We start from the raw sequence: 23201 nt of genomic DNA, 5'->3' as shown, positions 1-23201 counted from the left end.
GACGCTTAGGAGTACGTGACCTCGCCGTCGACGTAGACCCAACGTCGCGCACGACGAACAAAACGAGAACGCTCGTGCATCGTGCCGACACCGTCATGGTCATGAAAGGCCGCTTCAAATTCCACGATGCCTTCGCGGTCATCCTCGCCACCATCGACAGCGTTGATGATGGTGAGTCCTTCCCATTCCACACTGTCATCGACATTGATAACTTCCGGGCGGTAGCGCGGATGCCACGTCCGCCAGATGTAGTCCGCCTCGTGGGCAGCGTAAGCGCTGTACCTCGCGGCCATCAGCTCAGCTGCGGTCACTGCCTCCCGCTCACCGCGGTGCAGCGGGCCACAGCACTGCCCGTAGAGTCCCCCACCACACGGGCACAAATCGGAATCAGTAACGCGGGCGCGGGCGAAAAATGCGTTCCCGCTTCCTGCTCTAGCACCGTTTCCTGCTACCAATCCAGACTCCGTTACAGCACTGTTTTCTCTTACCTGCCGACCCATAATCGCCAGCCCCTCCCCAATCTTGCACGTGGTACTAAACACGTCCTAACAACGTCTTTACATACCTACCAATTGGCCCGCAGCACCGCTAGTCGGCTTAGCCCCGAGAGGCTTGACGACGGCTACCGCGTCGCCCTCGGCATTCCTTCCGCAAAGCCCGCAGCGGATTGAATTCCCACCACTGCCCGCTCAGCGAACTGCTCGATGGTGGCCGAACCCGCGTATGTGAACGAAGAACGTACGCCCGAGATAATGCGATCGATCTGGTCCTCCACGCCTTCGCGGCCTGGCTCCAGGTAGATTTTCGCAGTCGAGATGCCCTCTTCGAACATCTCGCGCCGGGCCTTCTCAAAGGCCTCTACCTGTGCATTTCGGCTCTCCACCGCACGGTGTGAAGCCATGCCAAACGACTCCTTGAACATGCGCCCGTCGACGTCCTTTTGGACATCACCTGGGGACTCGAAGGTACCGGCAAACCACGAACCAATCATCACGTTGGACGCACCCGCAGCCAACGCAAGCGCAACATCGCGAGGGTCCTTCACTCCACCATCAGCCCAGACATGCACGCCGCATTCACGGGCAGCTGCAGCGCATTCGAGCACGGCAGAAAACTGTGGACGCCCAACTCCGGTCTGCATTCGGGTTGTGCACATCGCACCCGGACCGACGCCGACCTTAATAATGTCGGCTCCCGCCTCCGCTAGGTCGCGAACACCATTGGCGGTCACGACATTGCCAGCGGCAATTGGCACAGGTGGGTTGAGCGCGCGGACTCGTCGTAAAGCACGGAGCATCGATTCCTGATGACCGTGGGCGGTATCGACAACGAGCACGTCGGCACCTGCGTCGAGCAGTGTCTTCGCGCGCCCTTCAACATCACCGTTGATGCCAAGCGCCGCACCGACGCGCAGCTTGCCCTCCGCGTCGACAGCCGGCTTGTAAAGCGTCGCCCGCAGCGCGCCTTTACGCGTGAGGATACCCACCAGCGCGCCATCGGCATCCACCACCGGAGCGAGTTTGCGCCCGGATGCGGTGAGCTGGTCGAAAGCGTCACGGGGCTCAATATCGGCCGGAAGCGTAAATAGCGAAGTGGACATGAGCGTCCCCACCTGCGCAAAGTTGTCAACGCCCGCCAGATCACGGCCGGTAATCAGACCAACCGGTTTGTTGTCTTCCACCACCACTGCCGCACCGTGCGCGCGCTTCGGCAGAAGATGGCGCGCATACCCCGCGGTGTGGTGAGGCTTGACGACGATTGGAGTGTCGAAAACCAGCCCAGCGGACTTGACCTTGCGGATGGTCTCAGCAGCAATGTCAGCTGGGACGTCCTGCGGCAGGATGGCAATTCCGCCTCGGCGAGCGGTGGTTTCGGCCATCCGGCGACCGGAGATGGCCGTCATATTGGAGACGACAATCGGAATGGTTGTGCCGGTGCCATCATCGGTGGCTAAATCGACACCCATGCGAGAGCCGACGGATGACTTTGACGGCACCATGAAGACATCGCTGTAGGTCAACTCGTAGGGCGCGGACTGATTGTTGAGGAATTTCACACACCCCAGGATATGCCGATTTTTCCGGCGCGCACGGTGAGAGTGCACAGAGGTGAGCATCAGTGGCTGACCTCGCCTGGTGTAGGTTCGAACGGGACTCCATTGACTCAACCGGGATTTTTCAGCCCAGGAAAGATGCTTAGCAGAATCTGATGAAAACGCCGATCAAAGATTACTTGTCCGAAATCGTCGAATCCGTCCGCCCCGATGAGTCTGGCGAGGTAGCGGACTATATTCCCACCCTTGCCCAAGCTAATCCCGACCGCCTCGCGCTTGCTATGACCACCGTGTCAGGGCGCACCTATACCGCTGGCGACACCGATACTGAATTCACCATTCAGTCGATGTCCAAGCCCTTCGCTTATGCCGCAGCCATCACCGAGCACGGCACAGACAAAATCGACAGCATTGTGGGCACCGAACCTTCCGGTGAGGCTTTCAACGAGCTGTCGCTGGAGCAGGGCACGCACCGACCAAAAAATCCGATGATTAATGTCGGCGCACTGGCCATCAACCAGTTCGTATGCCAGCCAGGTGCCAACTGGAAGACTCGCACGAAGCACATGGTGGAGCTTCTCTCGACTTTGGCTGGCCGTAAGCTTCGCGTTGACTACGATGCCTATGAATGCGAAATGGACACTGCCCATCGAAACATGTCCATCGCACATATGCTGGCAGCTTACGGTTTCATCGAAACCACGCCCCACGATGCTGTCCGCGGCTACACCGCACAGTGCTCCGTGCTGGTCAACACTCGCGATGTCGCCATGATGACCGCAGTGTTGGCCAACGGTGGCGTTAACCCGGTTACCAATCAGACTGTGCTCGGCCGCTCGGTTGTTCGCAGAGTCTTGTCCGTGATGGCTATTGCCGGCATGTACGACGAGGCCGGTGAGTGGTTTACCGACGTCGGGATTCCCGCCAAGAGCGGTGTCGCCGGCGGCTTGCTGGGAGCGCTGCCTGGACAGGCGGGGCTCGCAGCCTTTTCGCCGCGATTGAACGACCACGGCAATAGCGTCCGCAGCATTGCCATCTTCCGGAAGCTCTCCGAAGATTTGGGTCTTCATCTCATGGATGCCGATGCGATTGGTTCGCGTGCGCTGCGCGGTACACGCGTCAGCAATGGCTGCTCGATCATCGAGATTCAGGGCCCCGTCAACTTCACTGCGGCCGAGATTGTTCTCAACAGGTTGGCGACTTCCACACCGTCGGAAAGCGAAGTTGTCTTCGACGTCAGCCGCGTTGGCATTGTCAACCCGGTGGGACGCACGTTGATTCTGGAAGCGATGCGACGTCTGAGCCACGAGGGCAAGGAGATCTTGTTCTACGACCCGGAGGGCGTACTGCCGAACCCAGATATGGGCGAGGGGCTGCTGCCAGTCATCCTCCAGGATGCGCCGTAAACTGCGCTAACCGAAATCCAATATGGTGACGTTCGGGTAGTCTTGAACGATCGTAACGCCCGAAAGGCAGCAGCGCGAGAACAACCGGAGGGATGTAAATGCAGGTCAGCGATGTGGCATTAGTCTTCGAGGGCGGAGGGACTCGCAATAGTTACACGGCACCTTTCGTCGAGCGGCTACTTCGCGAGAGCATCGATGTCGGCTGGGTCGGTGGCGTAAGCGCCGGCGCCTCTCACGTGGTCAATTACCTTTCCCGGGATATCCAGCGCTCTATAAATAGCTTCACTGACTTCATCGCGCAGCCGGACAGCAGTGGCTGGCGCCCAATGTTGCGCGGACGCGGCTATTTCGATGCCGAGTACATCTATGAAGACGCGGGACTTCCCGACGGCGCCATGCCCCTGGATTACGAGACTTTTAAGAACAATCCAACTCCCTACCGGATTTCTGCTGTCCGAGCGGATACGGGCGAGACCATCAACTGGGGGCCGGACGATATCCCAGATCTACCTACGCTGATGAAGTACACTCGCGCCAGTTCGACGATTCCGGGTGTCATGCGTATGCCCTATATTGATGGCGTTCCGTTCGTCGACGGTGCACTGGGATCATCAGGTGGCATTCCCATTAATGCCGCCGAAGCAGATGGTTTCAAGAAGTTCCTCATCGTCCTGACTCGCCCGAAAGGATTCCGTCGCACCGCCCCTAAGCGCCCACAGCTACTGCGCCAGATTTTCCGCAGTAACCCGGTGGTGGCTGAGCTGCTTATCACTAGACACGAGCGCTACAACGCTTCTCTCGATTGGGCCGCTGAGCTTGAACGAAAAGGCCAAGCATATGTTTTCTACGCCAATAACATGAGCATCACAAAGGCGGAGCGGAGGCGGTCGAAGCTGCTGCACAACTACGAGCTCGGCCGGGCGCAAGCTGATGCCGAATGGCCAGCAATTCGAGAGTTCATGAGCTTATAGCTTCCGCCACCTTTAGGAAGCTTTTCGTTCATTCCTCTTTACTGTGTACGTAACCTTGTGTTAACCTTTGCGTAGCGAACAACCTCGTTAGGTAAGGCTCCTATATCCACATAGGCCGCTGCCCTGCACTTCATCGAGAGTTTCGAAAGCCTCTCGAAGCAAGGTTCCATCTCAAGTGGCCACCTTTAGTTACGGCATTACATTGCCAACACTTTTAGGCGGGGAGCCATAATTTTTCAATCAACAGTAATTCCCTCCTAGCAAAGGAGCTGGGATACCTGGAAAAGGATCCACAATGACACAGACACAGAACACCATCGCCAACTTCTTCAAGCCGAAGTCTTCAATCAGCCCGTACAGCCTCCTGCCTGACACCGTAAGCATGCACATGACGGATTCTTACGTTGCGCTGCCGGAGGACATCACGGTCGGTGAGGCACTGAGCACCTACGCAGCCGAATTTGCTGGTCTCGATGACGATACCTGTGTCTTCCTCGTCGACGATGAAGGCTACCTGACCAGCGATATTACGCTGAAGGAACTCCGTGAGTACGCCGACCGCGATGCCTACATGAACACCGTCGGCGCCCCGGTGAAGGTCTTTGTCAAGCCCGAGGATCCAGCTGCAATCAGGGCTCGCCAGCTTATTGACGGGCCCCTCAGCGAGCTGCCCGTCGTCCGCAGCGGCAAGCTGGTAGGTGTCCTCACCGACCGCATCTCTGAGCGCATTCTTGGCAGGACAAAGGCAGCTAAGAAGTCAAAGAAGTCCAAGGGATTCTTCTCGCCGATTACCGCGTTCTTCGGCGCCGCCAATAACTAGGGCGACTAACTTGGGTAGACGACCCGAGTGACTCAATAGGCCAGCTAGCGTTTGTTAGCTGGCCTATTGTTGTTACCACACTGTTCTATCCCCACAGATGAGAGCCCTCAGGAGGCAACCGTGATACGAGACTGGATTCGGGTAGCCCTGGGCATGTTCGCGGTTGCGTTTGGAGCCAACCTCTTCGCACCACTCTTGCCCGCGTATCGAATAACCGATGCTCTCAACCAGTCCCAGGTCACCTTTCTCTTCGCCATCTACGTCGCAGGGCTCATCCCCGCACTACTCATCTGCGGCCCACTTTCCGACCGGCTCGGCCGTCGCGCCATCATCCGGCCTGCACTCATAACCTCTGCCGTTGGCTCAGCCGTCCTACTCACCGGCATCTGGTTCCACTTCCCATCACTTCTGGTAGGACGTCTTATCATCGGCATTTCGATGGGCATGGTAATGGCCGCCGGTGCCTCGTGGATCAAAGAAATTGCGCCCGTCGCACCTCAAATTTCTGCCCGGCGCGCAACCGTTGCACTCTCCGCCGGATTCTCCCTCGGCCCCCTGGCTTCCGGGTTGGTCGCAGAATTCACCCCGCGCCCTGATGTCATCCCCTACCTCGTTCATCTCGCACTGCTGCTTTTTATCGCACCACTAACATGGAACGCCTCCGGCGGATTACCGGCGGCAGGGCACAGCGACTCTCCGCAACGGTTCTTCTCCTCTGCCACTCTAAGCCCGAGGTTCCTGTGGGCAGTCGCCGCTTGGGCACCGTGGGTCTTCGGTGCTGCGTGCACATCCTTCGTCGTCCTGCCAACAATCGCCGAATCCCGCTACCCCATCGCCTTCGCCGGGCTCATCGCCTGTATCACGATGGGCACCGGCGTTTTGGTGCAACCACTGGTCACTCGCATCAGTTCCAGCAGCTTTATCCCACCAGCTATTTTCGGTCTTGGCTTAACGACGGTCGGAATGCTGCTCAGCCTCATCGTCGTACTCACCCAGAATGTGTGGAGCGTTTTCCCCGCTGCTCTGGCCCTCGGTGCTGCGTACGGCGTAATGATGGTCTCCGGCCTCCGCGAAGTGCAAATTATCGCACCGCCTGCTGAGCTGGGTGCTGCCACTGCTATCTACTATTCGCTGACCTATGTTGGTTTCTTCGCTCCTTTTGTTATTTCTTTCGCGGCACCGAAATTCGGTTTCGTGCCCGTTTTCATCTTCGGTGCGATTATTGCGTTGGTATCCACGTACCCCGTGGCAAAGGTTGCACAGTCTGCGGTGAGGTCCGACGGAGCGTCGTGAAGCAGACGCGACTGAAATTCTTGATATTGGGAAGCGTGCTGAGGCGAGCTCTTGTATTCTTTCTTTCACAAAAGATTGGCTCCGGCTCAGGACATCTGATCAGGTTGCATAGGTTGTTGAAATTCAGCTCGATGGAATGAGGAATCATGAAGCAGCGCAGCTCTGGAATGTGGAAGAAAATTGCGACAACCGTCGTCGCAGGTTGTACAAGCGCCGCCCTGCTCACCGCATGCGGCTCGGGAGAAGAAAGCAACAATGCCGGTGGCGAGGCAGGCAAAGAGTCGACCAGCAAGATGACAAAGGCAGACGGGTCAGCTCCAGCTGCAGCCGAAGATCAGCTCCTGCTCACTAATGAAGTTCAAGGTGTGGACTTCTCCAACAACAGGATTAATGGGTACAAGGACGCAATGGAGATGTTTTCGGAGGATTCTTTAGATATAGAGCCGGCCGAATGTGCCACTTTCATCAAGCCAACGGAAGAATTGGAGCGAGCTGTCAGTTCTTTCGCTAACTTGGACGCAGAAAAGGTCACCATCGCTGTCTCAGTATTGAAGAACCCTCAGACCTACCAGGAGTACACAGATGTTCTTAACAAGTGCTCTGAGGTGACCGCTTCGATGGATGCTTCCGACCTCGTAAACGAATCCATGGAAGGCCAGGAACTTCCTCCTGAGGCGCAGGAGATGCTCAATGACATGGATATGACAACCACCATGAAAATGCACCGGGAAAAGTGGGAGCCGGATCTTTCCGTCAAGCCAGATGAGCTCACTGCACACGCGACAGTTGTGGACATTAGCTCCGGTGGCACTAATACTGATGCCACCAGCTACGACATTGTCGGCGTTGTCAATGGCGTGATGGTGATGGTGTCCGCTGCCCCGATTCCAGACGTTCCATCAACCGGCGCGGAAAATGCGACACAACCAATGGAACTTGCACAGGCGACCCCAGAGTCCAAGGAAGCGGCAAAGAAGCGCGCCTTGGAGGTCTTCGATGCCCAGGCAAAGAAGATTATGGACGCCGCTTAGTGGCCGCTTGGCTGCGCTGCTTTTGAAAAGTTGCGGCGTGCGGCGCGCTAAAACTCCGTTAATTCCTGCACTTTGGGACTCCAGAACGCAGCGCGTGGTGCACTAAGAGTTTTGAAGTGCGGGCTTGTTAGTTCATCAAGAGCCTGGACGTAACCGAGAACCATATCCCGCGGGATTCGCAGCCCCATAGTCAGGTGCGGAATCCAGCGGGAGCCGCGACCTTCAGGGTTAAGACGACTGATCTCACGAGCGGCTTCTTCCAGCTCATCGCTTGTTTCTAATAACCATGCGACAGTCTGTTTACTCTTTGTGCCGAAAACTACCGTTCCTACCCTGCGGAATTCCGCAGGCATCAGCGGTGGGAGAATTTCGGCTGCTCGTTGGATTACCTCCGGGCTCATGGTCGGTGCGAAGGTGACAGTGATGTGGGGCTTTTGATTCTGCTGCGGGAATCCACGCTCTGCCAGTTGCACAAATATCTCTTTAACCTGCGCCTCTTGCTCAGGCAGAAGGTACATCAGGATGTTGTCGGGTGACACCATGTGACGTTTACTCCTCCCCTATTGCTGTCGGTCGACACGTTTGAGGCGCTACCCAAGGGCGCCGTTACTAGAGCTCCTAACCTAAGACACTTAGGACCTTGCACCCCAGAGCATAGCGTAGGGATTTTCCACAATTTATAACCTACCTATAGAAATTTCTAGCCTCTTGTTATTTAGCCCGGTAAAAACCACTTTTTATTGGGATAATGGGGATAGACAGGCTTCCTGAAAGCTTTCTAGACCATCTTCAAAGACAGTGTGGAGTGACGGCCGATTCTCCACACTGCACAAATACCTACACGGCTGGAAAGGTAAGTGAGGACATGGCACCGAAACCTAAAAAAATTACACCCCCCGAAGAATCAAAAGCTGGTGAAGAGCAAGGCAAGCTTCAGCCGCGATGAGCTCGCGGATTTGCTGGAGACGCTGGCAGCTCGCATCCGCGCCGGGGAAATGACTCTCGGCACTGGTGAGTCCACGGTGACGATGACCATGCCGACATCGTTTAATACCACGATGGAAGTCGTCGATTCCCGAAAGCGTGCTGGCATCGAGCGCGAGCTGGAGCTGGAAATTGACTGGATGGTCGACGAGGCTGGCGAGCCCGTCGAAAAGCCAGGACCAGCATCTGGCTTCGCAATCTCCTAGCAGGCTTGTTGCTGTCCGGTTTGGTCCGCGCAGTGTTGACTAAGCAAAGGGCGACTTCGGAATTGTCTTCCGAAGTCGCCCTTTGTCTTGGCTCTTAATTCTGCAGGCCTTACGCCTTAAGCACGTATCGCAGAATCTCTACAACCTGGTCGGTCGTCGTACACCACGCCGAATACACCCGCCATACACCCACGCCTACCCACATCGCATGAGGTGACGCTAACCTAATTCGGGAAAATCCGCGACGAAGGGAACGCGCATGGCCAAGGGCAAGAAAGGCGACAAGGGCAAGAAGACGCACGCCGCCAAAACCAAGAAAAAGGCTGCGGCAACGACCTCGCTACGCCTGCCCGAATACTCGAAGGCCGAGGCCAAGGCCGCGAAAAAGCTCGCCGGCAAGGACCCCTTCAAACTGGCCGCAATGACGCCGAAGAAGAAGTGCTGCAAATCCGGCATCCGCTGCCTGCGCTGCCCCGTGGTGCTACACAAGCTCAATCGCGAGATCAAAAACGGCGAAGTCGACCACGCCGCCCTGCTGCTCGTCGCCGCGAAAGCCCGGATCCGGTAGCCGGCCCTCGCCCCCCCAGCCCGCCGTCGGGCCCGTCCTATGAGCAGTGGTGTCGCGCACTGTATGGCACTGGTACCGATTCTCCCGGGCTGTCTGCTCTTCGGACACCGGCTCACACGCGTCACTCCAAGCACCGCGACAACGCTCCAGCGAACTCCCGCCAGGTCAGGAAGTTTTATTCCGTCGACATGAGGCCTCGGCCAGAACCGGGAATGCGGCCGTCGGAGGATGACACCTTGTGTATCCTTTGAGTGTCATTGAGCCCTGAAGGAGCAAGAAAGTAGCATGACCCGCCCCTCCTCCGCCGCCTCTACGGTGGGCTTCCAATCTCGTGCCCTGCGTTTCGCACCGCGCCGCTCGGACTGGTCCCGCGCGACGATTGGGCGCGACCTCTCGGCAGGCCTCATGGTGGCCCTCGTCGCACTCCCTCTCGCGCTCGGCTTCGGCGTTGCGTCCGGTGTCGGCGCGGCGGCCGGAATTACGACGGCCATCGTTGCGGGTATCCTGGCCGCGATCTTCGGCGGTAGTAACGTCCAAGTAAGCGGCCCGACCGGCGCAATGACCGTCGTGTTAATCCCCATCGTGGCCAACCATGGTGCCGATGGGGTTCTCGTCGTCGGCGTGCTGGCAGGGCTCATGCTGCTCGTACTGGCGTTCACCGGCGCTGGCCGCGCGATGAAGTACATGCCACTACCTGTCGTCGAAGGTTTCACCGCCGGTATTGCGTTAATCATCGGCTTACAACAGCTGCCTGCAGCACTTGGTGTTGACGTGGAGGGCGAGAAAGTCCTCGGGTTGGCGTGGGGCTCAATCAATGCTTGGTTAGATGCTCCGGCATGGCAGGCGCCCGTGATGACCCTTGCAGTAGCGGCTGGAATCGTGCTTGCTGCGCGCGTCCGTAGTGGCTTCCCCGCGGCGCTAGTGTTGGTAGCTGCAGCGACAGCCATCAACATGCTGGCAGACAGCGGCCTGAAGACAATCGGCTACATCCCGTCGACATTGCCTGCTCCGCGCTGGCCAGAGATTCCGTGGGAGCACCTGGATTCATTGCTGTTTGCAGCGGTCGCCGTCGCAGCTCTCGGTGCGCTGGAATCGTTGCTGTCTGCGACGGTTGCCGACGCAATGACTGTCGGCGACCGGCACGATCCCGACCGCGAACTCTTCGGGCAGGGCGTGGCCAACGTCGTCGCGCCCCTGTTCGGCGGGATTCCCGCAACCGCCGCGATTGCCCGAACTGCCGTCAACGTGCGTGCAGGCGCAGGCACACGCCTGGCAGCGGTGTTCCATTCGCTGCTCCTGCTCGTGGCCGTGCTCGTCGCGGCCCGGTGGGTGGGCGAGATTCCTCTCGCCGCGCTCGCCGGCGTGCTCATCGCCACTGCGATTCAGATGATCCACCCGCGGAACCTCCGCTCGGTGATACGCGCCACCAAGGGCGACGGGGCGACCCTGCTCATCACAGCTGCCGCCACCGTCGTGTTCGACCTTGTCGTCGCCGTACTCATCGGCCTTGTAATGGCGGGCTTCTTCGCACTGCGCGAGACCGCCCGCACTGCGGTGTTGGAAGCCGCCCCACTAGACGAGGGGGACCACCGCGACAAGGAACGCGAGCTCCTCGACGAGCACATCGCCGCCTTCCGTATGGAAGGCCCTCTCTTCTTTGGCGCAGCGCACGATTTCCTCCTCGAGCTCGCTGATGCCTCGTCGGTCAAGGTTGTCGTACTCCGCATGCGCTACGTCACGACGATCGATGCCACCGGCGCCCAGATGCTCGCCGACACAATCGGGCGCCTCGAACGCCGCGGTACCAGAGTCCTGCTCGCAGCCACGAAGCCCGAACATATTCCGGTGTTGCGCGAACTCGGCGTATTCGACCAGCTTGCACACGAGAATCACGTCTTCGACAACACCCCTGACGCCATCGCCCACGCCCGACTGCATGCCTCACGCATTCAGCACGAAGAGTCTGATGGCACATCCGCAGCATCGCAGAGTCAATAGCTTGGCTGAGCCAGACAATGGTCACTCCGTCGCAGTCGACCCTGCAATCGTGGGTCCACGTCCCCATCGCGCGATGCTTGAAAAACCTTTACACGTTGCACTTAAACTCCACGACGTGTCGTTGCAAAGTCACCTTCTCATTCGTGAAGCCGATGTGGGGGTAACCGCTTGGCGCGTAGCATTGGCGACATGCGCATTTTCACCGTGGGCCACTCCAACCTCGAGTTCGAGGACTTCGCTGAAATGATCAAAGCTGCCGGTGTGGCATCCATCGTGGATGTGCGCAAGCTGCCCGGATCCAGGAAGTACCCGTGGTTCAACGGCGACTACCTTGCCGAACACCTTCCTACATGTGGCATCACTTACAGCAGAAGCGAGGGCCTCACCGGGCGGCGCAACGTGTCCCACTCGGTGCCGTTTGAGGTTAACGGCAACTGGCGTAACCGCAGCTTCCACAATTACGCCGACCATGCGCTGGGCGAGGAGTTCTCCGACGCAATCTCGCAGCTACGGGCGAACGCCGCGGAAACCCCCACCGCAATCATGTGCGCCGAGGCGGTGTGGTGGCGCTGCCACCGGCGTATCATCGCCGACCACCTCATCGCCCACGGTGACGAGGTTGGCCACATTATGGGTCTGGGTGCAGCCGGGGCGAAGGTGAGCGAGGCAACGCTCAACGACGGCGCAGTCATCGGCAACGATCTCCTCGTGCGCTACCCCGAGCGGGGCTAGCGCGTACACCAGAGGCCAGTGGGTGCGGAAACTCGGACTACGACCCAGTGAGCCACGGCATCCTCCTCGGCCTGACCTAAGGCGCGACTTACGCCTTGTATTCATGGAGCGCCCACCACCTTATGAGCAGCAGCATCGGAGGCACACCAGCGGATAGCACGCTCAAACGAGCTTTAGGTTAGGAAATCTGAACCGCGCAATCTAAGAAGAGCACCGGCAACCCCGGTAGTGTGCCCCAAAGCGTCGAATCGAAAAACGTACTACCGACTTGCCACGGCCCTAGACGTCGAGCTTGAACTCCACGGCATCTCGTTGCAAAGTTACCCCCTCTCGTTAACACCATCAAAAGGAGTGTTATCCAATGAAAGCGTTCGGCTTCTTAAGCTTCGGGCATTACGCCTTCGGCAGCTAGCGCGGGCCATCTGCAGAAAAGATCGCCAAGACTCATCTGGAGATCACCCAGGCTGCGGACGAAATCGGCGTGAACAACGCGTCCTTTCGTGTCCACCACTTCGCGCCGCAGGCCTCCGCCCCGATGCCGCTGCTGGGTGCTGTCGCGGCCACTACCAAACACATCGAGGTGGGCACCGGTGTCATCGACATGCGCTATGAAAACCCGCTCTACCTCGCCGAAGAGGCCGCGTCGCTGTACCAAATTTCCGGTGGCCGCGTGGCCCTGGGCATCTCGCGCGGCGCCCCCGAGGTGGCTGACCGCGGCTGGGAGGCCTTCGGCTACTGGGGTAAAGCGCCCAACGGCGCGGACGTGGCGCGAGCCCACCTCGAGGCGTTCATGGCTGCAGTGGACGGCAACGGATTCGCCACCGCCGCACCGCTGGACCGGCAGTACCCCAACATATTCCAACCCGGCTCCGCCCTGCCGGTCTTCCCCATGGCGCCCGAGCTGCGTAAGCATATTTTCTACGGCTCCGGCACCCACGCTTCTGCCGAGCAAACCGCCAAGGACGGGCTCAACCTGATGTCCTCCACCCTGGTCTCCGAGACCACCGCCGAGACTCTGGGCGAAATCCAGGCGGATCAGATCAGCCGCTATCGCGCCGCGTGGAAGAAGGCGGGCCACGATTGGACGCCGCGCGTGTCGGTGTCCCGCTCTATCTTCCCCATCGTCGACGGCGCGGACATGCAGTTGTTCGGCATGCAGGCCTCCGGCTCCGATCAGGTGGGCATGCTTCCCGACGTCGGCGCCTCCACCTTCGGCCGCACCTATGCCGCCGAGCCGGACAAACTCATTGAGCAGCTCAAAGCCGACGCCGCCGTCATGTCCGCCGACACCCTGCTCATCACCATCCCCACCGGGATGGCGTCGACGTCAACGTGAAGATCTTGGACAACTTCGCCACGCATGTCGCCCCCGCGTTGGGTTGGCAGCCGAATCACGAAGGCCCAGTTACCGGCTATCTCATCGACTAATTCCTGCAGTTCGCAAGCTCTTCGCTTCAATGTCAGTTCAGTGCGTGTTGAATAGTTCAGTAATTGCTGTATAGTTCAGTATATGCTGACTATTGCTTCACGCCTCGACGTCATGAACCGGCTCGGCCGGGCCATGGCGGATCCGACGCGCTCCAGAATCCTGATCACCCTACTCGACGGCCCGAGCTACCCGGCCGTGCTTTCGCGCGACCTGGACCTGACCCGCTCGAACGTCTCGAACCACCTGACCTGCTTGCGTGACTGCGGCATCGTCGTCGCCGAGCCGGAGGGCCGCAAGACACGCTACGAAATCGCCGATCCGCACCTCGCGACAGCGCTCAACGCACTAGTGAACGCGACGTTGGCTGTCGACGAAAACGCCCCGTGCATCGACCCTGAGTGCTCGGTGCCCGGCTGCGACGGAAAAGGAGCGGACGCATGAGTTCAGCATGTGGATGCGAACACGAACCAGCCACGGAGATCGAAGATCTCGATCGGCCATGGTGGAAGGACCCCGAGTTGCTACTGCCGATCTTCTCCGGCGTAGCCCTCTGCATAGGTCTGGCGCTGGACTGGTCCGGACTAGAGACACCCGCGACAGTTCTGTTCTGGATCGGCCTGCTGCTAGGGGCGTATACGTTCACGCCCGGCGCTATCCGGAACCTTGCCACGAAGCGCAAGCTCGGCATTGGTTTGCTGATGACGATCAGCGCGGTCGGCGCGGTAATCCTCGGTTACGTCGGAGAGGCGGCGGCGCTAGCGTTCCTGTACTCGATCGCCGAGGCACTGGAAGACAAGGCGATGGACCGGGCCCAGGGCGGACTGCGGGCACTGTTGAAATTGGTACCGCAGACCGCGACGGTGCTGCGCGACGGTACGACGGTCGAGGTCGCAGCGAAGGATCTCGTGGCTGGCGAGCTGATGCTCGTGCGCCCCGGAGAGCGGATCGCCACGGACGGCATCATTCGGTCTGGGCGCTCCAGCCTTGACACCTCAGCGATCACCGGAGAATCCATTCCGGAGGAGGTTGCGCCCGGCGACGAGGTGCCCGCGGGAGCAATCAACTCCGCCGGCGTGCTGGAGGTCGAGACGACCGCAGCTGGAACGGACAACTCGCTGACCACACTCGTGGACCTGGTCGAGCAGGCGCAGGCGGAAAAGGGCGACCGCGCCCGGATCGCCGACCGGATTGCCCAACCCCTAGTGCCCGGGGTGATGATCCTGGCGGTGCTGGTCGGCGTGATTGGCTCGCTGCTGGGCGACCCCGAGACGTGGATCACCCGCGCGTTGGTGGTCCTGGTCGCAGCATCGCCGTGTGCGCTGGCAATCTCGGTGCCGCTGACGGTCGTGGCCGCGATCGGCGCGGCCAGCCAGTTCGGCGTGGTCATCAAATCCGGCGCGGCGTTCGAGCGACTCGGCGGCATCCGCCACCTGGCGGTGGACAAAACCGGAACCCTTACCCGCAACCAGCCCGAGGTTACCGACGTGGTCCCGGCAGACGGATTCGATCGGGCTCAGGTGCTTGCTTTCGCGGCGGCAGTTGAGCAGCAATCGACGCACCCCCTCGCCGCTGCGATCGCGGCAGCGGGGCCCGAAGCGCCCGCTGCCTTGGACATCAGCGAGGAAGCCGGGCATGGCATCGGCGGCACCGTCGAAGGTCGACGGGTACTTGTGGGCAGTCCCCGGTGGATCGACGCCGGGCCACTGAAGGCAGACGTTGAGCGCATGGAGTCCGAGGGCCAGACCTGCGTCCTTGTCACCGTCGATGACGCTCTCGCCGGGGCGATCGGGGTCCGCGACGAGCTGCGGCCCGAGGTACCCGAAGCTGTGCAGACCCTGCACGCCAACGGCGTGGAAGTGAGCATGCTCACCGGCGATAACGCTCGCACCGCCCGGGCTCTGGCTGAAATCGCCGGAATCGACGACGTGCGCGCCGAGCTGCGTCCAGAGGACAAGGCAAGCATCGTCGCCGAGCTCTCCTCCAAGACGCCGACGGCGATGATTGGCGACGGCATCAACGACGCTCCTGCGCTGGCGGGCGCGACGGTGGGCATAGCAATGGGAGCGACCGGCTCTGACGCCGCAATCGAGTCCGCTGACGTCGCCTTCACCGGCCACGACCTCCGGTTGATCCCGCAGGCGCTGCAGCACGCCCGTCGAGGCAGCAGGATTATTAACCAGAACATCGTGCTGTCTCTGGCCATCATCATCGTGTTGATGCCGCTGGCGATCAGCGGCGTGCTGGGTCTGGCCGCCGTCGTATTGGTTCACGAGGTCGCTGAAGTTATCGTGATCTTGAACGGCCTGCGGGCTGCGCGAGCGAAGCGCTGAGGCGCACCTTCGCCCAGCGCGCTGGCTCTCCAGCGCGGATCTTTGAAGGATCGAGCTGCTCAGGGACCAAGCGTCGTCTCAAAACTTTTGATGCCGCGCTTCATCGACACGACCCGCGACTACCTAGGCAGCGTATTTAGCAAAAGGACCCGACACCTATCAGGGTTGCCGAACCGTCGCCGGTCCAGTTGCCGTAACCAACTAGATGGAGATTCTTCACCGCGGTTTCACGGCCACGCATGAGGTGGCGGAATGGGCCGAGGGCCGGACGGAAACCAGTGCACCAGATTAGATGGTCGTGGTCGAGCTCGCTCAAACTATCGAAGATGGAGGTAGCGGTGAGCTGGCCGGAATCGCGGAGCTCACGTAGATGAGGAAGCGCGAGAATGTCCCCGAGGTTCGGGCCGGAATCGCCACCGAGAATCCGGCGGCGGCTGCCCGCGTTAAACGTTGAATTTGAACTCGACCGAGTTTCAGTCGAAAGCTACCTGCCTTTTCGCACCATCAAGCGTGGTAAAATCCTCACCATGGAGCGCACGTATAAGTGGGAGCATGTCAAGACTCCCCTCATCCGGAACGAGGCCGCAGTTCATTTTTTAGGAGCCGGTTTGACCGCTTCCGGAGTGCAATACGGCGATGGATACAAGGCCACGTGGGAGCTGCGCGCCGCGGAGAACTGGGTGACCGAACGTGTGTCGGTGAACGTTGAAGGCGACGGATGGGGGCGAAGCCTCGAGCTGTTTAGGTCCGAGCAAGGCGTGTGGTCGGCGGAAACCAATGAAGAGGGCGCCCAGCCTGAAGATCTGCCCTCCCCCGGTATCGTCCAGTCAGCCGACCTGAAAGCCGCACTCGATTGCGATCTCGGTCTGTGCCCTCTCACCAACACAATGCCTATTCGTCGCTTGACGCTGCTTGAGACTCAGGTCCCGAAAACGCAGCTGATCATGGCTTGGATTGATATACCGTCCCTCCAGGTGATCGCATCAGACCAGTACTACAGCTCCGTCGATGCTGAAACTGTCCGATACAAAAGCGGAACACGGGGAGTCGACGTCGAGTTGGAGGTCGACGGTGACGGCGTGGTCGTACACTACCCTGATCTCGCACGGCGGGTCTGATCCGGAAACAACTCTAACTAAGCTGGGCGGTATGAACGACCTGACCATCGCGCCTGGCCCAGGGATCCCCGGGGGTCTGGTCATCGTCGCCGCCGACCTGACGGAGCGGTTCGCGAAGTCGTCGGGACCAGGCGGCCAAGGCGTCAATACTACGGACAGCAAAGTGCAGCTTTCCGTCGATATCGCTACGTGCTCATCGCTTTCCGACGCCCAGCGTCGCCGCGTCCTCCACAACCACGAGCACCGCCTAGACGGCACCGTCCTTACCGTTACCGCATCGACCCAGCGATTGCAGGTACGCAACCGCGCCGAGGCACGCGAACGCATGGCCGCCCTCTTGCGCGAGGCGCTCGCTCCGCCTCCTCCCCCGCGGCGCAGGACCAAGCCGACGCGGAGCTCGGTGCGACGCCGTCTCGAAGCGAAAAAGCGGCGCTCGGAACTCAAGTCCACGCGACGGCGGCCCCAAATTCCCTAGTTCGAACCATCCGCATGCATATCCTCACGCTGACGGACCTGGTTCGGGTAACCGCTACGCTGAGACAGCTTGGACCGGTTGAATCCGCTCGATTTCCGAGAGGATCTTGTCTTCCGCAACGTCCAAGTCATATTGAGTCTGTAACCCGAGCCAGAACTGGGGGCTCATTCCGAAGAACTTAGCCAAGCGAAGAGCAGTGTCCGCGGTTACAGCCCGCTTACCGTGAACAATTTCGTTGATCCGGCGGGGCGGAACGCCGATGGAGACTGCGAGCTTGTGCTGGGTGATCCCCATTTCCTTGAGAAAGTCCTCCATGAGGATCTCACCGGGGTGAACCGGAGGGAGCTTGTCAGTGGTAGTCAACGATCTCAACCTCCTCTGGCCCCGCGGCGGACCAACGAAAACAGATCCGCCACTGGTCGTTGATTCGAATGCTGAACTGACCCCGCCGATCACCTTTCAACGCCTCGAGCCGGTTTCCCGGGGGAATCCGTAACTCATCAAGAGTCTGCGTGTACCCAAGCTGGCGAAGCTTGCGCAGCGCTACTGAGTGAATGCGGGAATCGATCGAGCGAACTCGCTCTCGATTCCACAAACGCTCAGTGTCCTTGTCAGCGAACGACTGGATCATGCTTCACCCTATCCCCCATAACGCGAAGCGTCAATAACGCTACACGTTAAATTTGAACTCCACGGAGTGTCGGCGATAAATAACCATTTTATTCGCAAGTGCGGAAGTAGCAACGAAATACCGCTAAAACGGACAACATGGGGGTGCACAGAAATACATATAGGTTCTGCGGAAAACCTATAGGGATCGTCGCTATAAGCCGCTGTGCGTGGAAAACATAAAGGGTTTACGGACCCGGTCCCAGCCCCCTCAATACTCTGAGCCGGGAGAATGGAAAATGGAAGTCGATGTATCCCCACTATTCATTTTTCCGTTCTTCGGAGTACACCGGGAGCTACTCCTTCGGACCAGCTCCGTGTGAACTAGATGAGAAAGCGCAGCAGCGAATCATCGACGCTGGACAGTTGGTACTGCGGGCCCGCGAGCGGCACCCCGAGGGGTCACTCGCGGAGCACTACAACCCGTTAGCGATGGACCAAACTCTGCTCAAGGCTCACGACGAAATGGACCGAGAAGTAAATAAAGCTTTCGGTGTGGCACGCAAACTCACCAACGAGCGCCAGCGCCAGGAGCTACTGTTCGCCAGCTACGGGGAGTTGTCGAGGGGCTAATCTCCTCGCTTCCATCAAAATCGAAACCACCAGCAGGGTCGTTCCCCGTGCGGGTAATTTTGATCGGCCCCGCTGCTGGGTATAGAACCCTGTCGCCGGCAACGCCGGGAACTATGACTGTGCCCGACGAGAACACGTCACTGTCATAACCCGGCTCACGGTAGACCAGCACTGGTCGTCCACTACTACTGGTGGATTTCGGTTTGGGTGGCGGGGAGATTAACGCCGCCGGCCTCGTTTTTTGCGTTGAGGAGGGCGTTGACTACTTCCCGATTGTGAAATTGGCCGATGGTGCGATGGAGAGGAACCAGTCACCTGAAAGAGATCGATCCAGTCGCTGGTGCGCAATCTGGGGGGTAGGGTTGCGGGGTCGATTCCTCGCGAGCGCAACCATGATTGTGTATCTGAACGTGATGAAAACAACCCTGCCCTTCGGAGAATTTCCCCTATCCCGCGTCCCCGGGCGGTGAAAACGGTGTGCACCATAGCCTGAAAGGCTTTGCGTTGCTCTATCGGGATCTTCGGGTCACCCACCCGGCGGATCACTAAGATCCCCCCGTCAACGTTAGGCTGTGGACGGAAAGCAGACCTTGGTACTCGGGAACCAAGGTGAAACGTGAACCATGGGGACCACTGAGCCGTCATCATCGTGCTTGCGCCTACCCCGGCCCGGCGGCGAGCGACTTCCCACTGCATGAGGAGTACAGCGTCAGTCCATGCCGGCGCATGCAACAACTTTCGAAGAATGGCAGTGGTGAGGTGAAAGGGAATGTTTCCCACAATGACGCAGGGAGTGGCGGGTAACGGGAAGTTAAGGAAATCATCATGGACCACTTCGACCGACGCCGAGGCGGTCTTTTTTGTGAGTTTGGCAGCTAGTTTTGCGTCTACCTCAACTGCCGTTATTGCCCTCCCCAAGCGGGATATCGGGTGAGTGAGGGCACCGCTTCCCGGCCCGATCTCGATGATGGGGCCGGTGGTTTGTTTTACAAGATCGACGATGGTGTTGATGATCTTTTGGTCTGTGAGAAAATTTTGGCCATGTTCGTGACGGCCGTATCCGTATGTAGACATCAGGTGTGCTCCGTGGAGTTGAAACGGAGCCGGGCATGGCAAATGGCCGCCCGGCTAAAGGACCGGAGCGGTTTTTGACCCGCGGGAGGGAGAAAACCGCCTTAGCGGTTGGTGAGCGGCCGCATGAAAACGGAACCTGAAATCAACATGGTTCTATCGTATCCAATTAATTTCGCAGGGTGCAATACGGTGAGAAAGAAGACAACCGCACCGCAACAGTGCAAGACCTCTCTGGATTGGAATTTGTCCTACCTTCGGGGCGTCATACAGACGCCACTGGCGTATTTTGTCTCTGGGCAACGAGGGGGAGTTACCCCCACCTCCGAATGTTTTTAAGGTGCACCCCTGATTACGCTGGGGTGCGGGAGTAATTCTGTCCGACCGATCGGACTGTCCAGCGAGGTCCCAGCAGATGATCGCGTCGATTTCGCCGCGTTCGAGGGATGCCACCATGGCGTCGTAGTTGGGGCGAGCCACATTCTTCTTTGACGCGGAAATGGACTGATCGACGTCGTTATGTCCTATGTCCAACGTGCAAGCCACGCTGCTTTGCAATGACTTCACAGTCCTGAGGCTGCAGGTCGATGGTGCGGCCATCCACGTCAGCGTCTCGTGAGATACGACGGCAAATAGGAGCGCGTGTTGTCAAACGCTATTAATAAGGCCTAGCTACACATTGAACTTAAATTCAACCACGTCGCCGTCGTGCATGATGTAGTCCTTGCCCTCCTGGCGGACCTTCCCCTTAGCCTTTGCCTCGGCAATCGAACCGGCCTCGACCAGATCACTGAAGGACACAATTTCAGCCTTAATGAAGCCACGCTCAAAGTCAGTGTGAATCACGCCGGCAGCCTGCGGGGCCGTAGCACCCTTCGGAATGGTCCAGGCGCGAGACTCCTTCGGGCCAGCGGTCAGGTAAGTCTGCAGCCCCAGGGTGCGGAAACCAGCGCGAGCAAGCGAATGCAGACCCGGCTCAGTCTGACCAATTTCGGCCAGCAGCTCATTGCGGGATTCCTCATCCAGCTCCAGCAGGTCTGACTCGGCCTTCGCATCGAGGAATACACAGTCCGCCGGTTCCACAGCAGCGGCCAGATCCGCGCGGCGGTCCTCGTCGGCAAGCACTTCCTCGTCAGCATTGAAGACGTAGAGGAACGGCTTTGCGGTGAGCAAGTGCAGCTCGCGCAGAGCGGAGAGCTTCACATCATCGGAAGCAGCGAAGAGAGTGCGCCCTTCTTCCAGTACGGCAAGAGCCTGCTTGACGGCTTCAACCTCACCGACCTTTTCCTTATCCTTCTTGGCTTCCTTTTCCAGACGCGGCAGCGCCTTCTCAATAGTCTGGATATCAGCCAGGATGAGCTCGGTTTCAATCACACCGATGTCAGAGGCCGGGTCAACCTTGCCGTCGACATGCACGACATCATCATCATTGAAGACACGGACGACCTGACAGATAGCGTCAGCCTCGCGGATGTTGGCGAGGAACTTGTTACCTAGACCTTCGCCCTCCGATGCACCCTTGACGATGCCGGCGATGTCCACAAACGACACCGTAGCCGGAAGAATACGCTCGGAGCCGTAAATTTCGGCGAGCTTATTCAAACGGGGATCGGGAAGCTCCACAACGCCGACGTTCGGCTCGATGGTGGCGAACGGATAATTCGCAGCCAGCACATCGTTGCGTGTCAAGGCGTTAAACAGGGTTGACTTTCCGACATTGGGCAGACCGACGATTCCAAGTGTAAGACTCACATTGCTCATCTTACGGGCTCGGGGAGAAAGATTTGAACTCGCCCTAACTTCGTGAAGTTGCCCCCTATCCCCTCCGAACCCCCATAATGAATACGTGAGCAATAAACCCAATGAAGGCGAAGAGTGGACTGCGCAGTCCGAAAAAGACGCTATCGATCACGTAATGGGATCGGAGCCTCTGCGTATAGAACAGTCTCTGTCTATCCCCTCCGACGCCCATAAGTCAGCGGCAACGCAACCGGATCTGCCGGAAGATGCTGAAAACCTCGATGAGCTTATGAGCGAAAATGACTCCGAGTCCATCGACCGCGCCGACGTCATTGGCGAGGGCGCCCGATGGTTCGCAGGTTGGTGCCTGCGTTTCCTCATCACCGCAGCGGCGCTGTATGTCAGCGCTATGATTCTGGGAAAGATTTGGGCTGGCGTTCTGCCGATTCTGCTGGCTCTGATTGTCTCCACGGTGCTGGCTCCGCCCGCCGTGTTCCTGATGAAACACCGCTGGCCCCGCGCACTCTCCGCACTGACGGTCATCCTAGGCGCGCTGGCGCTGCTTGGCGGCGTCGTCGCGTTCCTCGCACCGACTGTGCAGTCGCAGTTCCCAGAATTGCGTCGCCAGTTCACCGACGGCATTCAAGAAGTCCAGAACATCATTCAGGCACCGCCATTTAACGTCAAGGATGAACAAATCCTCGACGCTCTGGACCAGGGTTCCCAATGGCTCCAGGAGCGCTCCGGCGATATCGCCAACACAGTCTTCCAAGGCATCTCGGTGGTCTCTTCGGTCGCCGTAACCTTGATGGCAATGCTGGTGCTGACGTTCTTCTTCATCAAGGACGGCCAGGACTTCCTGCCATGGCTCCGCCGCCTGACCGGACGTCGCCTCGGCTGGCATCTCACGGAGGTACTCACCCGCTCCTGGAACACGCTGTCGGGCTACATCCGCACGCAGGCTATCGTTTCGCTTATCGACGCGGTCTTCATCGGTGCCGGTCTTGCGATTTTGAATGTGCCGCTGGCAATGGTCCTGGCCGTGGTGACTTTCTTCGCTGGCTTCATTCCTATTGTCGGCGCGTTCACCGCCGGCTTCATTGCGGTGGTTGTCGCACTTGTTGCCAACGGCCTGACCACAGCAATCTTTGTCTTGCTCATCATCATTGCCGTCCAGCAGATTGAGGGCAACATCCTCTCGCCGATTCTGCAGTCCAAGGCTATGGACCTGCACGCCGCAATCGTCCTGCTGGTTGTCCTACTCGGTGGCGGTATCTTCGGCATCATCGGCGCCTTCCTGGCGGTGCCGGTCACTGCAGTCGTCGCGGTCTGGTTCCGCTACCTCGGCGACCTCACTGATTTGCGTACGGGCGACAAGACTGCAAAGGATATCGAGTTCGCCACGGACGCCGGATCAATCTCCGGCATTCAGATTGAAGCTGCCGGCCGTGCGATGCGCGACCGACTGGCTTCGTTCCGTCTGGGCAGTGATGACTCCGACAGCTCCGCGGAGAGCGCTGTGAAGGCAGATGCTCGCACCGCCGGTAAGGTTTCCCCCGATGCTGGTCCGACCAAGCAGGAAGAGGGAACGATGACCAAGGCCTTCCACAAGGTCACTGAAGTCGTCTCCGGGCCTTTCTCTAAGAAAAACAAGTAGGGCGAGATTCCAAGACACGGGCAGGCTCTTATACCGGGCTTGCCCGTTTTTATCACTAATAACCGGTAGGATACGCA

At 59.1% G+C, this 23201-nt stretch carries 24 protein-coding genes and 1 pseudogene; 16 read left to right on the top strand and 9 right to left on the bottom strand.

The genetic code is table 11. The features are described 5' to 3' along the window. Positions 1-5: 5 nt before the first annotated feature. Complete coding sequence (locus HMPREF3053_RS03860; protein WP_308314140.1) at positions 6-542, bottom strand: YchJ family protein; 537 nt, start codon at positions 540-542, stop codon at positions 6-8. An 80-nt stretch (positions 543-622) separates the two neighbouring features. Continuing rightward, positions 623-2056 carry a GuaB1 family IMP dehydrogenase-related protein gene (locus tag HMPREF3053_RS03855; protein WP_070438731.1) on the bottom strand — a complete coding sequence of 478 codons (1434 nt, stop codon included), beginning with the start codon at positions 2054-2056 and terminating at the stop codon, positions 623-625. Between the two features lie 152 nt (positions 2057-2208). Here HMPREF3053_RS03855 and HMPREF3053_RS03850 point away from each other — a divergent pair, with 152 nt between their 5' ends. The 5 genes from HMPREF3053_RS03850 to HMPREF3053_RS03830 all read left to right on the top strand — a co-directional run bounded on the left by HMPREF3053_RS03850 (position 2209) and on the right by HMPREF3053_RS03830 (position 7574). Then, positions 2209-3459: a glutaminase gene (locus HMPREF3053_RS03850; RefSeq protein ID WP_070767296.1), complete on the top strand. Its 1251-nt coding sequence runs from the start codon at positions 2209-2211 to the stop codon at positions 3457-3459. A 98-nt stretch (positions 3460-3557) separates the two neighbouring features. Further along, positions 3558-4430 (top strand): patatin-like phospholipase family protein, encoded by an 873-nt coding sequence (locus HMPREF3053_RS03845; protein ID WP_070546084.1) that lies wholly within the window; start codon positions 3558-3560, stop codon positions 4428-4430. A gap of 295 nt (positions 4431-4725) precedes the next feature. Further along, positions 4726-5250 carry a CBS domain-containing protein gene (locus HMPREF3053_RS03840; RefSeq protein WP_005510587.1) on the top strand — a complete coding sequence of 175 codons (525 nt, stop codon included), beginning with the start codon at positions 4726-4728 and terminating at the stop codon, positions 5248-5250. 51 nt (positions 5251-5301) lie between these two features. Then, the gene (locus HMPREF3053_RS03835) at positions 5302-6543 is read left to right on the top strand and encodes an MFS transporter (protein ID WP_070429175.1); all 1242 of its coding nucleotides are present in this window, start codon (positions 5302-5304) and stop codon (positions 6541-6543) included. Between the two features lie 146 nt (positions 6544-6689). Further along, positions 6690-7574, top strand: coding sequence for a hypothetical protein (locus HMPREF3053_RS03830; protein ID WP_070429176.1), 885 nt, complete (start codon positions 6690-6692; stop codon positions 7572-7574). 47 nt (positions 7575-7621) lie between these two features. Here the strand turns inward: HMPREF3053_RS03830 and HMPREF3053_RS03825 are convergent, their stop codons facing one another. Then, a complete protein-coding gene (locus HMPREF3053_RS03825) occupies positions 7622-8116 on the bottom strand; it encodes a 2'-5' RNA ligase family protein (protein WP_070429177.1) in 495 nt (164 codons plus the stop codon). 372 nt (positions 8117-8488) lie between these two features. Here HMPREF3053_RS03825 and HMPREF3053_RS03820 point away from each other — a divergent pair, with 372 nt between their 5' ends. The 7 genes and pseudogenes from HMPREF3053_RS03820 (at position 8489) to HMPREF3053_RS03790 (ending at position 15821) form a co-directional block, all read left to right on the top strand. Continuing rightward, positions 8489-8764 carry an amphi-Trp domain-containing protein gene (locus HMPREF3053_RS03820; RefSeq protein WP_049170663.1) on the top strand — a complete coding sequence of 92 codons (276 nt, stop codon included), beginning with the start codon at positions 8489-8491 and terminating at the stop codon, positions 8762-8764. A gap of 259 nt (positions 8765-9023) precedes the next feature. After that, positions 9024-9332 carry a hypothetical protein gene (locus tag HMPREF3053_RS03815; protein WP_049170660.1) on the top strand — a complete coding sequence of 103 codons (309 nt, stop codon included), beginning with the start codon at positions 9024-9026 and terminating at the stop codon, positions 9330-9332. Between the two features lie 285 nt (positions 9333-9617). Beyond that, entirely contained in the window at positions 9618-11330 is a 1713-nt protein-coding gene (locus HMPREF3053_RS03810; protein ID WP_049171222.1) for a SulP family inorganic anion transporter, read from the top strand. A gap of 189 nt (positions 11331-11519) precedes the next feature. Next, positions 11520-12062, top strand: a complete 543-nt coding sequence (locus tag HMPREF3053_RS03805) for a DUF488 domain-containing protein (RefSeq protein ID WP_049171224.1) — start codon at positions 11520-11522, stop codon at positions 12060-12062. Positions 12063-12423: 361 nt separating this feature from the next. Continuing rightward, positions 12424-13490 (top strand): annotated as a pseudogene (locus tag HMPREF3053_RS03800) (LLM class flavin-dependent oxidoreductase). 82 nt (positions 13491-13572) lie between these two features. Next, a complete protein-coding gene (locus tag HMPREF3053_RS03795; protein ID WP_012359887.1) occupies positions 13573-13932 on the top strand; it encodes a Cd(II)/Pb(II)-sensing metalloregulatory transcriptional regulator CmtR in 360 nt (119 codons plus the stop codon). After that, positions 13929-15821, top strand: a complete 1893-nt coding sequence (locus tag HMPREF3053_RS03790) for a heavy metal translocating P-type ATPase (protein WP_070767295.1) — start codon at positions 13929-13931, stop codon at positions 15819-15821. Before HMPREF3053_RS03795 ends, HMPREF3053_RS03790 begins: the two co-directional genes overlap by 4 nt. Before the next feature lie 136 nt (positions 15822-15957). Here the strand turns inward: HMPREF3053_RS03790 and HMPREF3053_RS11195 are convergent, their stop codons facing one another. Continuing rightward, entirely contained in the window at positions 15958-16137 is a 180-nt protein-coding gene (locus HMPREF3053_RS11195; RefSeq protein ID WP_246819367.1) for a hypothetical protein, read from the bottom strand. 211 nt (positions 16138-16348) lie between these two features. Between HMPREF3053_RS11195 and HMPREF3053_RS03785 the strand changes: the two genes are divergently transcribed. Beyond that, on the top strand, positions 16349-16939 hold the full coding sequence (locus HMPREF3053_RS03785; protein ID WP_180950653.1) for a putative glycolipid-binding domain-containing protein: 591 nt from the start codon (positions 16349-16351) through the stop codon (positions 16937-16939). A 31-nt stretch (positions 16940-16970) separates the two neighbouring features. Then, positions 16971-17414: an alternative ribosome rescue aminoacyl-tRNA hydrolase ArfB gene (gene arfB / locus HMPREF3053_RS03780; RefSeq protein WP_010187974.1), complete on the top strand. Its 444-nt coding sequence runs from the start codon at positions 16971-16973 to the stop codon at positions 17412-17414. A gap of 54 nt (positions 17415-17468) precedes the next feature. On the opposite strand, the gene HMPREF3053_RS03775 is transcribed toward arfB, so the two are convergent. Together HMPREF3053_RS03775 and HMPREF3053_RS03770 are read right to left on the bottom strand one after the other, a co-directional pair. Beyond that, complete coding sequence (locus tag HMPREF3053_RS03775; RefSeq protein WP_049189394.1) at positions 17469-17729, bottom strand: HigA family addiction module antitoxin; 261 nt, start codon at positions 17727-17729, stop codon at positions 17469-17471. A gap of 34 nt (positions 17730-17763) precedes the next feature. Next, positions 17764-18045, bottom strand: a complete 282-nt coding sequence (locus tag HMPREF3053_RS03770) for a type II toxin-antitoxin system RelE/ParE family toxin (RefSeq protein WP_049189367.1) — start codon at positions 18043-18045, stop codon at positions 17764-17766. A gap of 287 nt (positions 18046-18332) precedes the next feature. On the opposite strand from HMPREF3053_RS03770, the gene HMPREF3053_RS11150 reads away from it, so the two are divergent. Further along, entirely contained in the window at positions 18333-18656 is a 324-nt protein-coding gene (locus HMPREF3053_RS11150) for a type IIL restriction-modification enzyme MmeI (protein WP_049189366.1), read from the top strand. A gap of 219 nt (positions 18657-18875) precedes the next feature. Here HMPREF3053_RS11150 and erm read toward each other — a convergent pair whose 3' ends face one another. From erm to ychF, 3 genes are all read right to left on the bottom strand, one after another. After that, positions 18876-19730, bottom strand: coding sequence for a 23S ribosomal RNA methyltransferase Erm (gene erm, locus HMPREF3053_RS03760; protein WP_070429178.1), 855 nt, complete (start codon positions 19728-19730; stop codon positions 18876-18878). 153 nt (positions 19731-19883) lie between these two features. Then, complete coding sequence (locus HMPREF3053_RS11190; protein WP_223845690.1) at positions 19884-20327, bottom strand: recombinase family protein; 444 nt, start codon at positions 20325-20327, stop codon at positions 19884-19886. Between the two features lie 72 nt (positions 20328-20399). Next, positions 20400-21479: a redox-regulated ATPase YchF gene (gene ychF / locus HMPREF3053_RS03755; protein WP_049189393.1), complete on the bottom strand. Its 1080-nt coding sequence runs from the start codon at positions 21477-21479 to the stop codon at positions 20400-20402. Positions 21480-21573: 94 nt separating this feature from the next. Between ychF and HMPREF3053_RS03750 the strand changes: the two genes are divergently transcribed. Next, positions 21574-23124 carry an AI-2E family transporter gene (locus HMPREF3053_RS03750; RefSeq protein ID WP_069359260.1) on the top strand — a complete coding sequence of 517 codons (1551 nt, stop codon included), beginning with the start codon at positions 21574-21576 and terminating at the stop codon, positions 23122-23124. Positions 23125-23201: the final 77 nt, after the last annotated feature.

This window comes from Corynebacterium sp. HMSC064E07 (assembly GCF_001815745.1).
In the GTDB taxonomy this organism is placed as follows: Bacteria; Actinomycetota; Actinomycetes; order Mycobacteriales; family Mycobacteriaceae; genus Corynebacterium; species Corynebacterium jeikeium_D.
Note: the sequence above shows the minus strand (reverse complement) of the source record. Positions and strands in the feature narration are given on the sequence as shown.

What these genes read in the sequence shown, in the direction of transcription:
- HMPREF3053_RS03850 (WP_070767296.1), top strand. Translation starts at nt 2,209, where the DNA reads ATGAAAACGCCGATCAAAGATTACTTGTCCGAAATCGTCGAATCCGTC.
- HMPREF3053_RS03845 (WP_070546084.1), top strand. Translation starts at nt 3,558, where the DNA reads ATGCAGGTCAGCGATGTGGCATTAGTCTTCGAGGGCGGAGGGACTCGC.
- HMPREF3053_RS03840 (WP_005510587.1), top strand. Translation starts at nt 4,726, where the DNA reads ATGACACAGACACAGAACACCATCGCCAACTTCTTCAAGCCGAAGTCT.
- HMPREF3053_RS03830 (WP_070429176.1), top strand. Translation starts at nt 6,690, where the DNA reads ATGAAGCAGCGCAGCTCTGGAATGTGGAAGAAAATTGCGACAACCGTC.
- HMPREF3053_RS03825 (WP_070429177.1), bottom strand. Translation starts at nt 8,116, where the DNA reads ATGGTGTCACCCGACAACATCCTGATGTACCTTCTGCCTGAGCAAGAG.
- HMPREF3053_RS03815 (WP_049170660.1), top strand. Translation starts at nt 9,024, where the DNA reads ATGGCCAAGGGCAAGAAAGGCGACAAGGGCAAGAAGACGCACGCCGCC.
- HMPREF3053_RS03810 (WP_049171222.1), top strand. Translation starts at nt 9,618, where the DNA reads ATGACCCGCCCCTCCTCCGCCGCCTCTACGGTGGGCTTCCAATCTCGT.
- HMPREF3053_RS03805 (WP_049171224.1), top strand. Translation starts at nt 11,520, where the DNA reads ATGCGCATTTTCACCGTGGGCCACTCCAACCTCGAGTTCGAGGACTTC.
- HMPREF3053_RS03795 (WP_012359887.1), top strand. Translation starts at nt 13,573, where the DNA reads ATGCTGACTATTGCTTCACGCCTCGACGTCATGAACCGGCTCGGCCGG.
- HMPREF3053_RS03790 (WP_070767295.1), top strand. Translation starts at nt 13,929, where the DNA reads ATGAGTTCAGCATGTGGATGCGAACACGAACCAGCCACGGAGATCGAA.
- HMPREF3053_RS03785 (WP_180950653.1), top strand. Translation starts at nt 16,349, where the DNA reads ATGGAGCGCACGTATAAGTGGGAGCATGTCAAGACTCCCCTCATCCGG.
- arfB (WP_010187974.1), top strand. Translation starts at nt 16,971, where the DNA reads ATGAACGACCTGACCATCGCGCCTGGCCCAGGGATCCCCGGGGGTCTG.
- HMPREF3053_RS03775 (WP_049189394.1), bottom strand. Translation starts at nt 17,729, where the DNA reads ATGGAGGACTTTCTCAAGGAAATGGGGATCACCCAGCACAAGCTCGCA.
- HMPREF3053_RS03770 (WP_049189367.1), bottom strand. Translation starts at nt 18,045, where the DNA reads ATGATCCAGTCGTTCGCTGACAAGGACACTGAGCGTTTGTGGAATCGA.
- HMPREF3053_RS11150 (WP_049189366.1), top strand. Translation starts at nt 18,333, where the DNA reads ATGTATCCCCACTATTCATTTTTCCGTTCTTCGGAGTACACCGGGAGC.
- erm (WP_070429178.1), bottom strand. Translation starts at nt 19,730, where the DNA reads ATGTCTACATACGGATACGGCCGTCACGAACATGGCCAAAATTTTCTC.
- HMPREF3053_RS11190 (WP_223845690.1), bottom strand. Translation starts at nt 20,327, where the DNA reads ATGGCCGCACCATCGACCTGCAGCCTCAGGACTGTGAAGTCATTGCAA.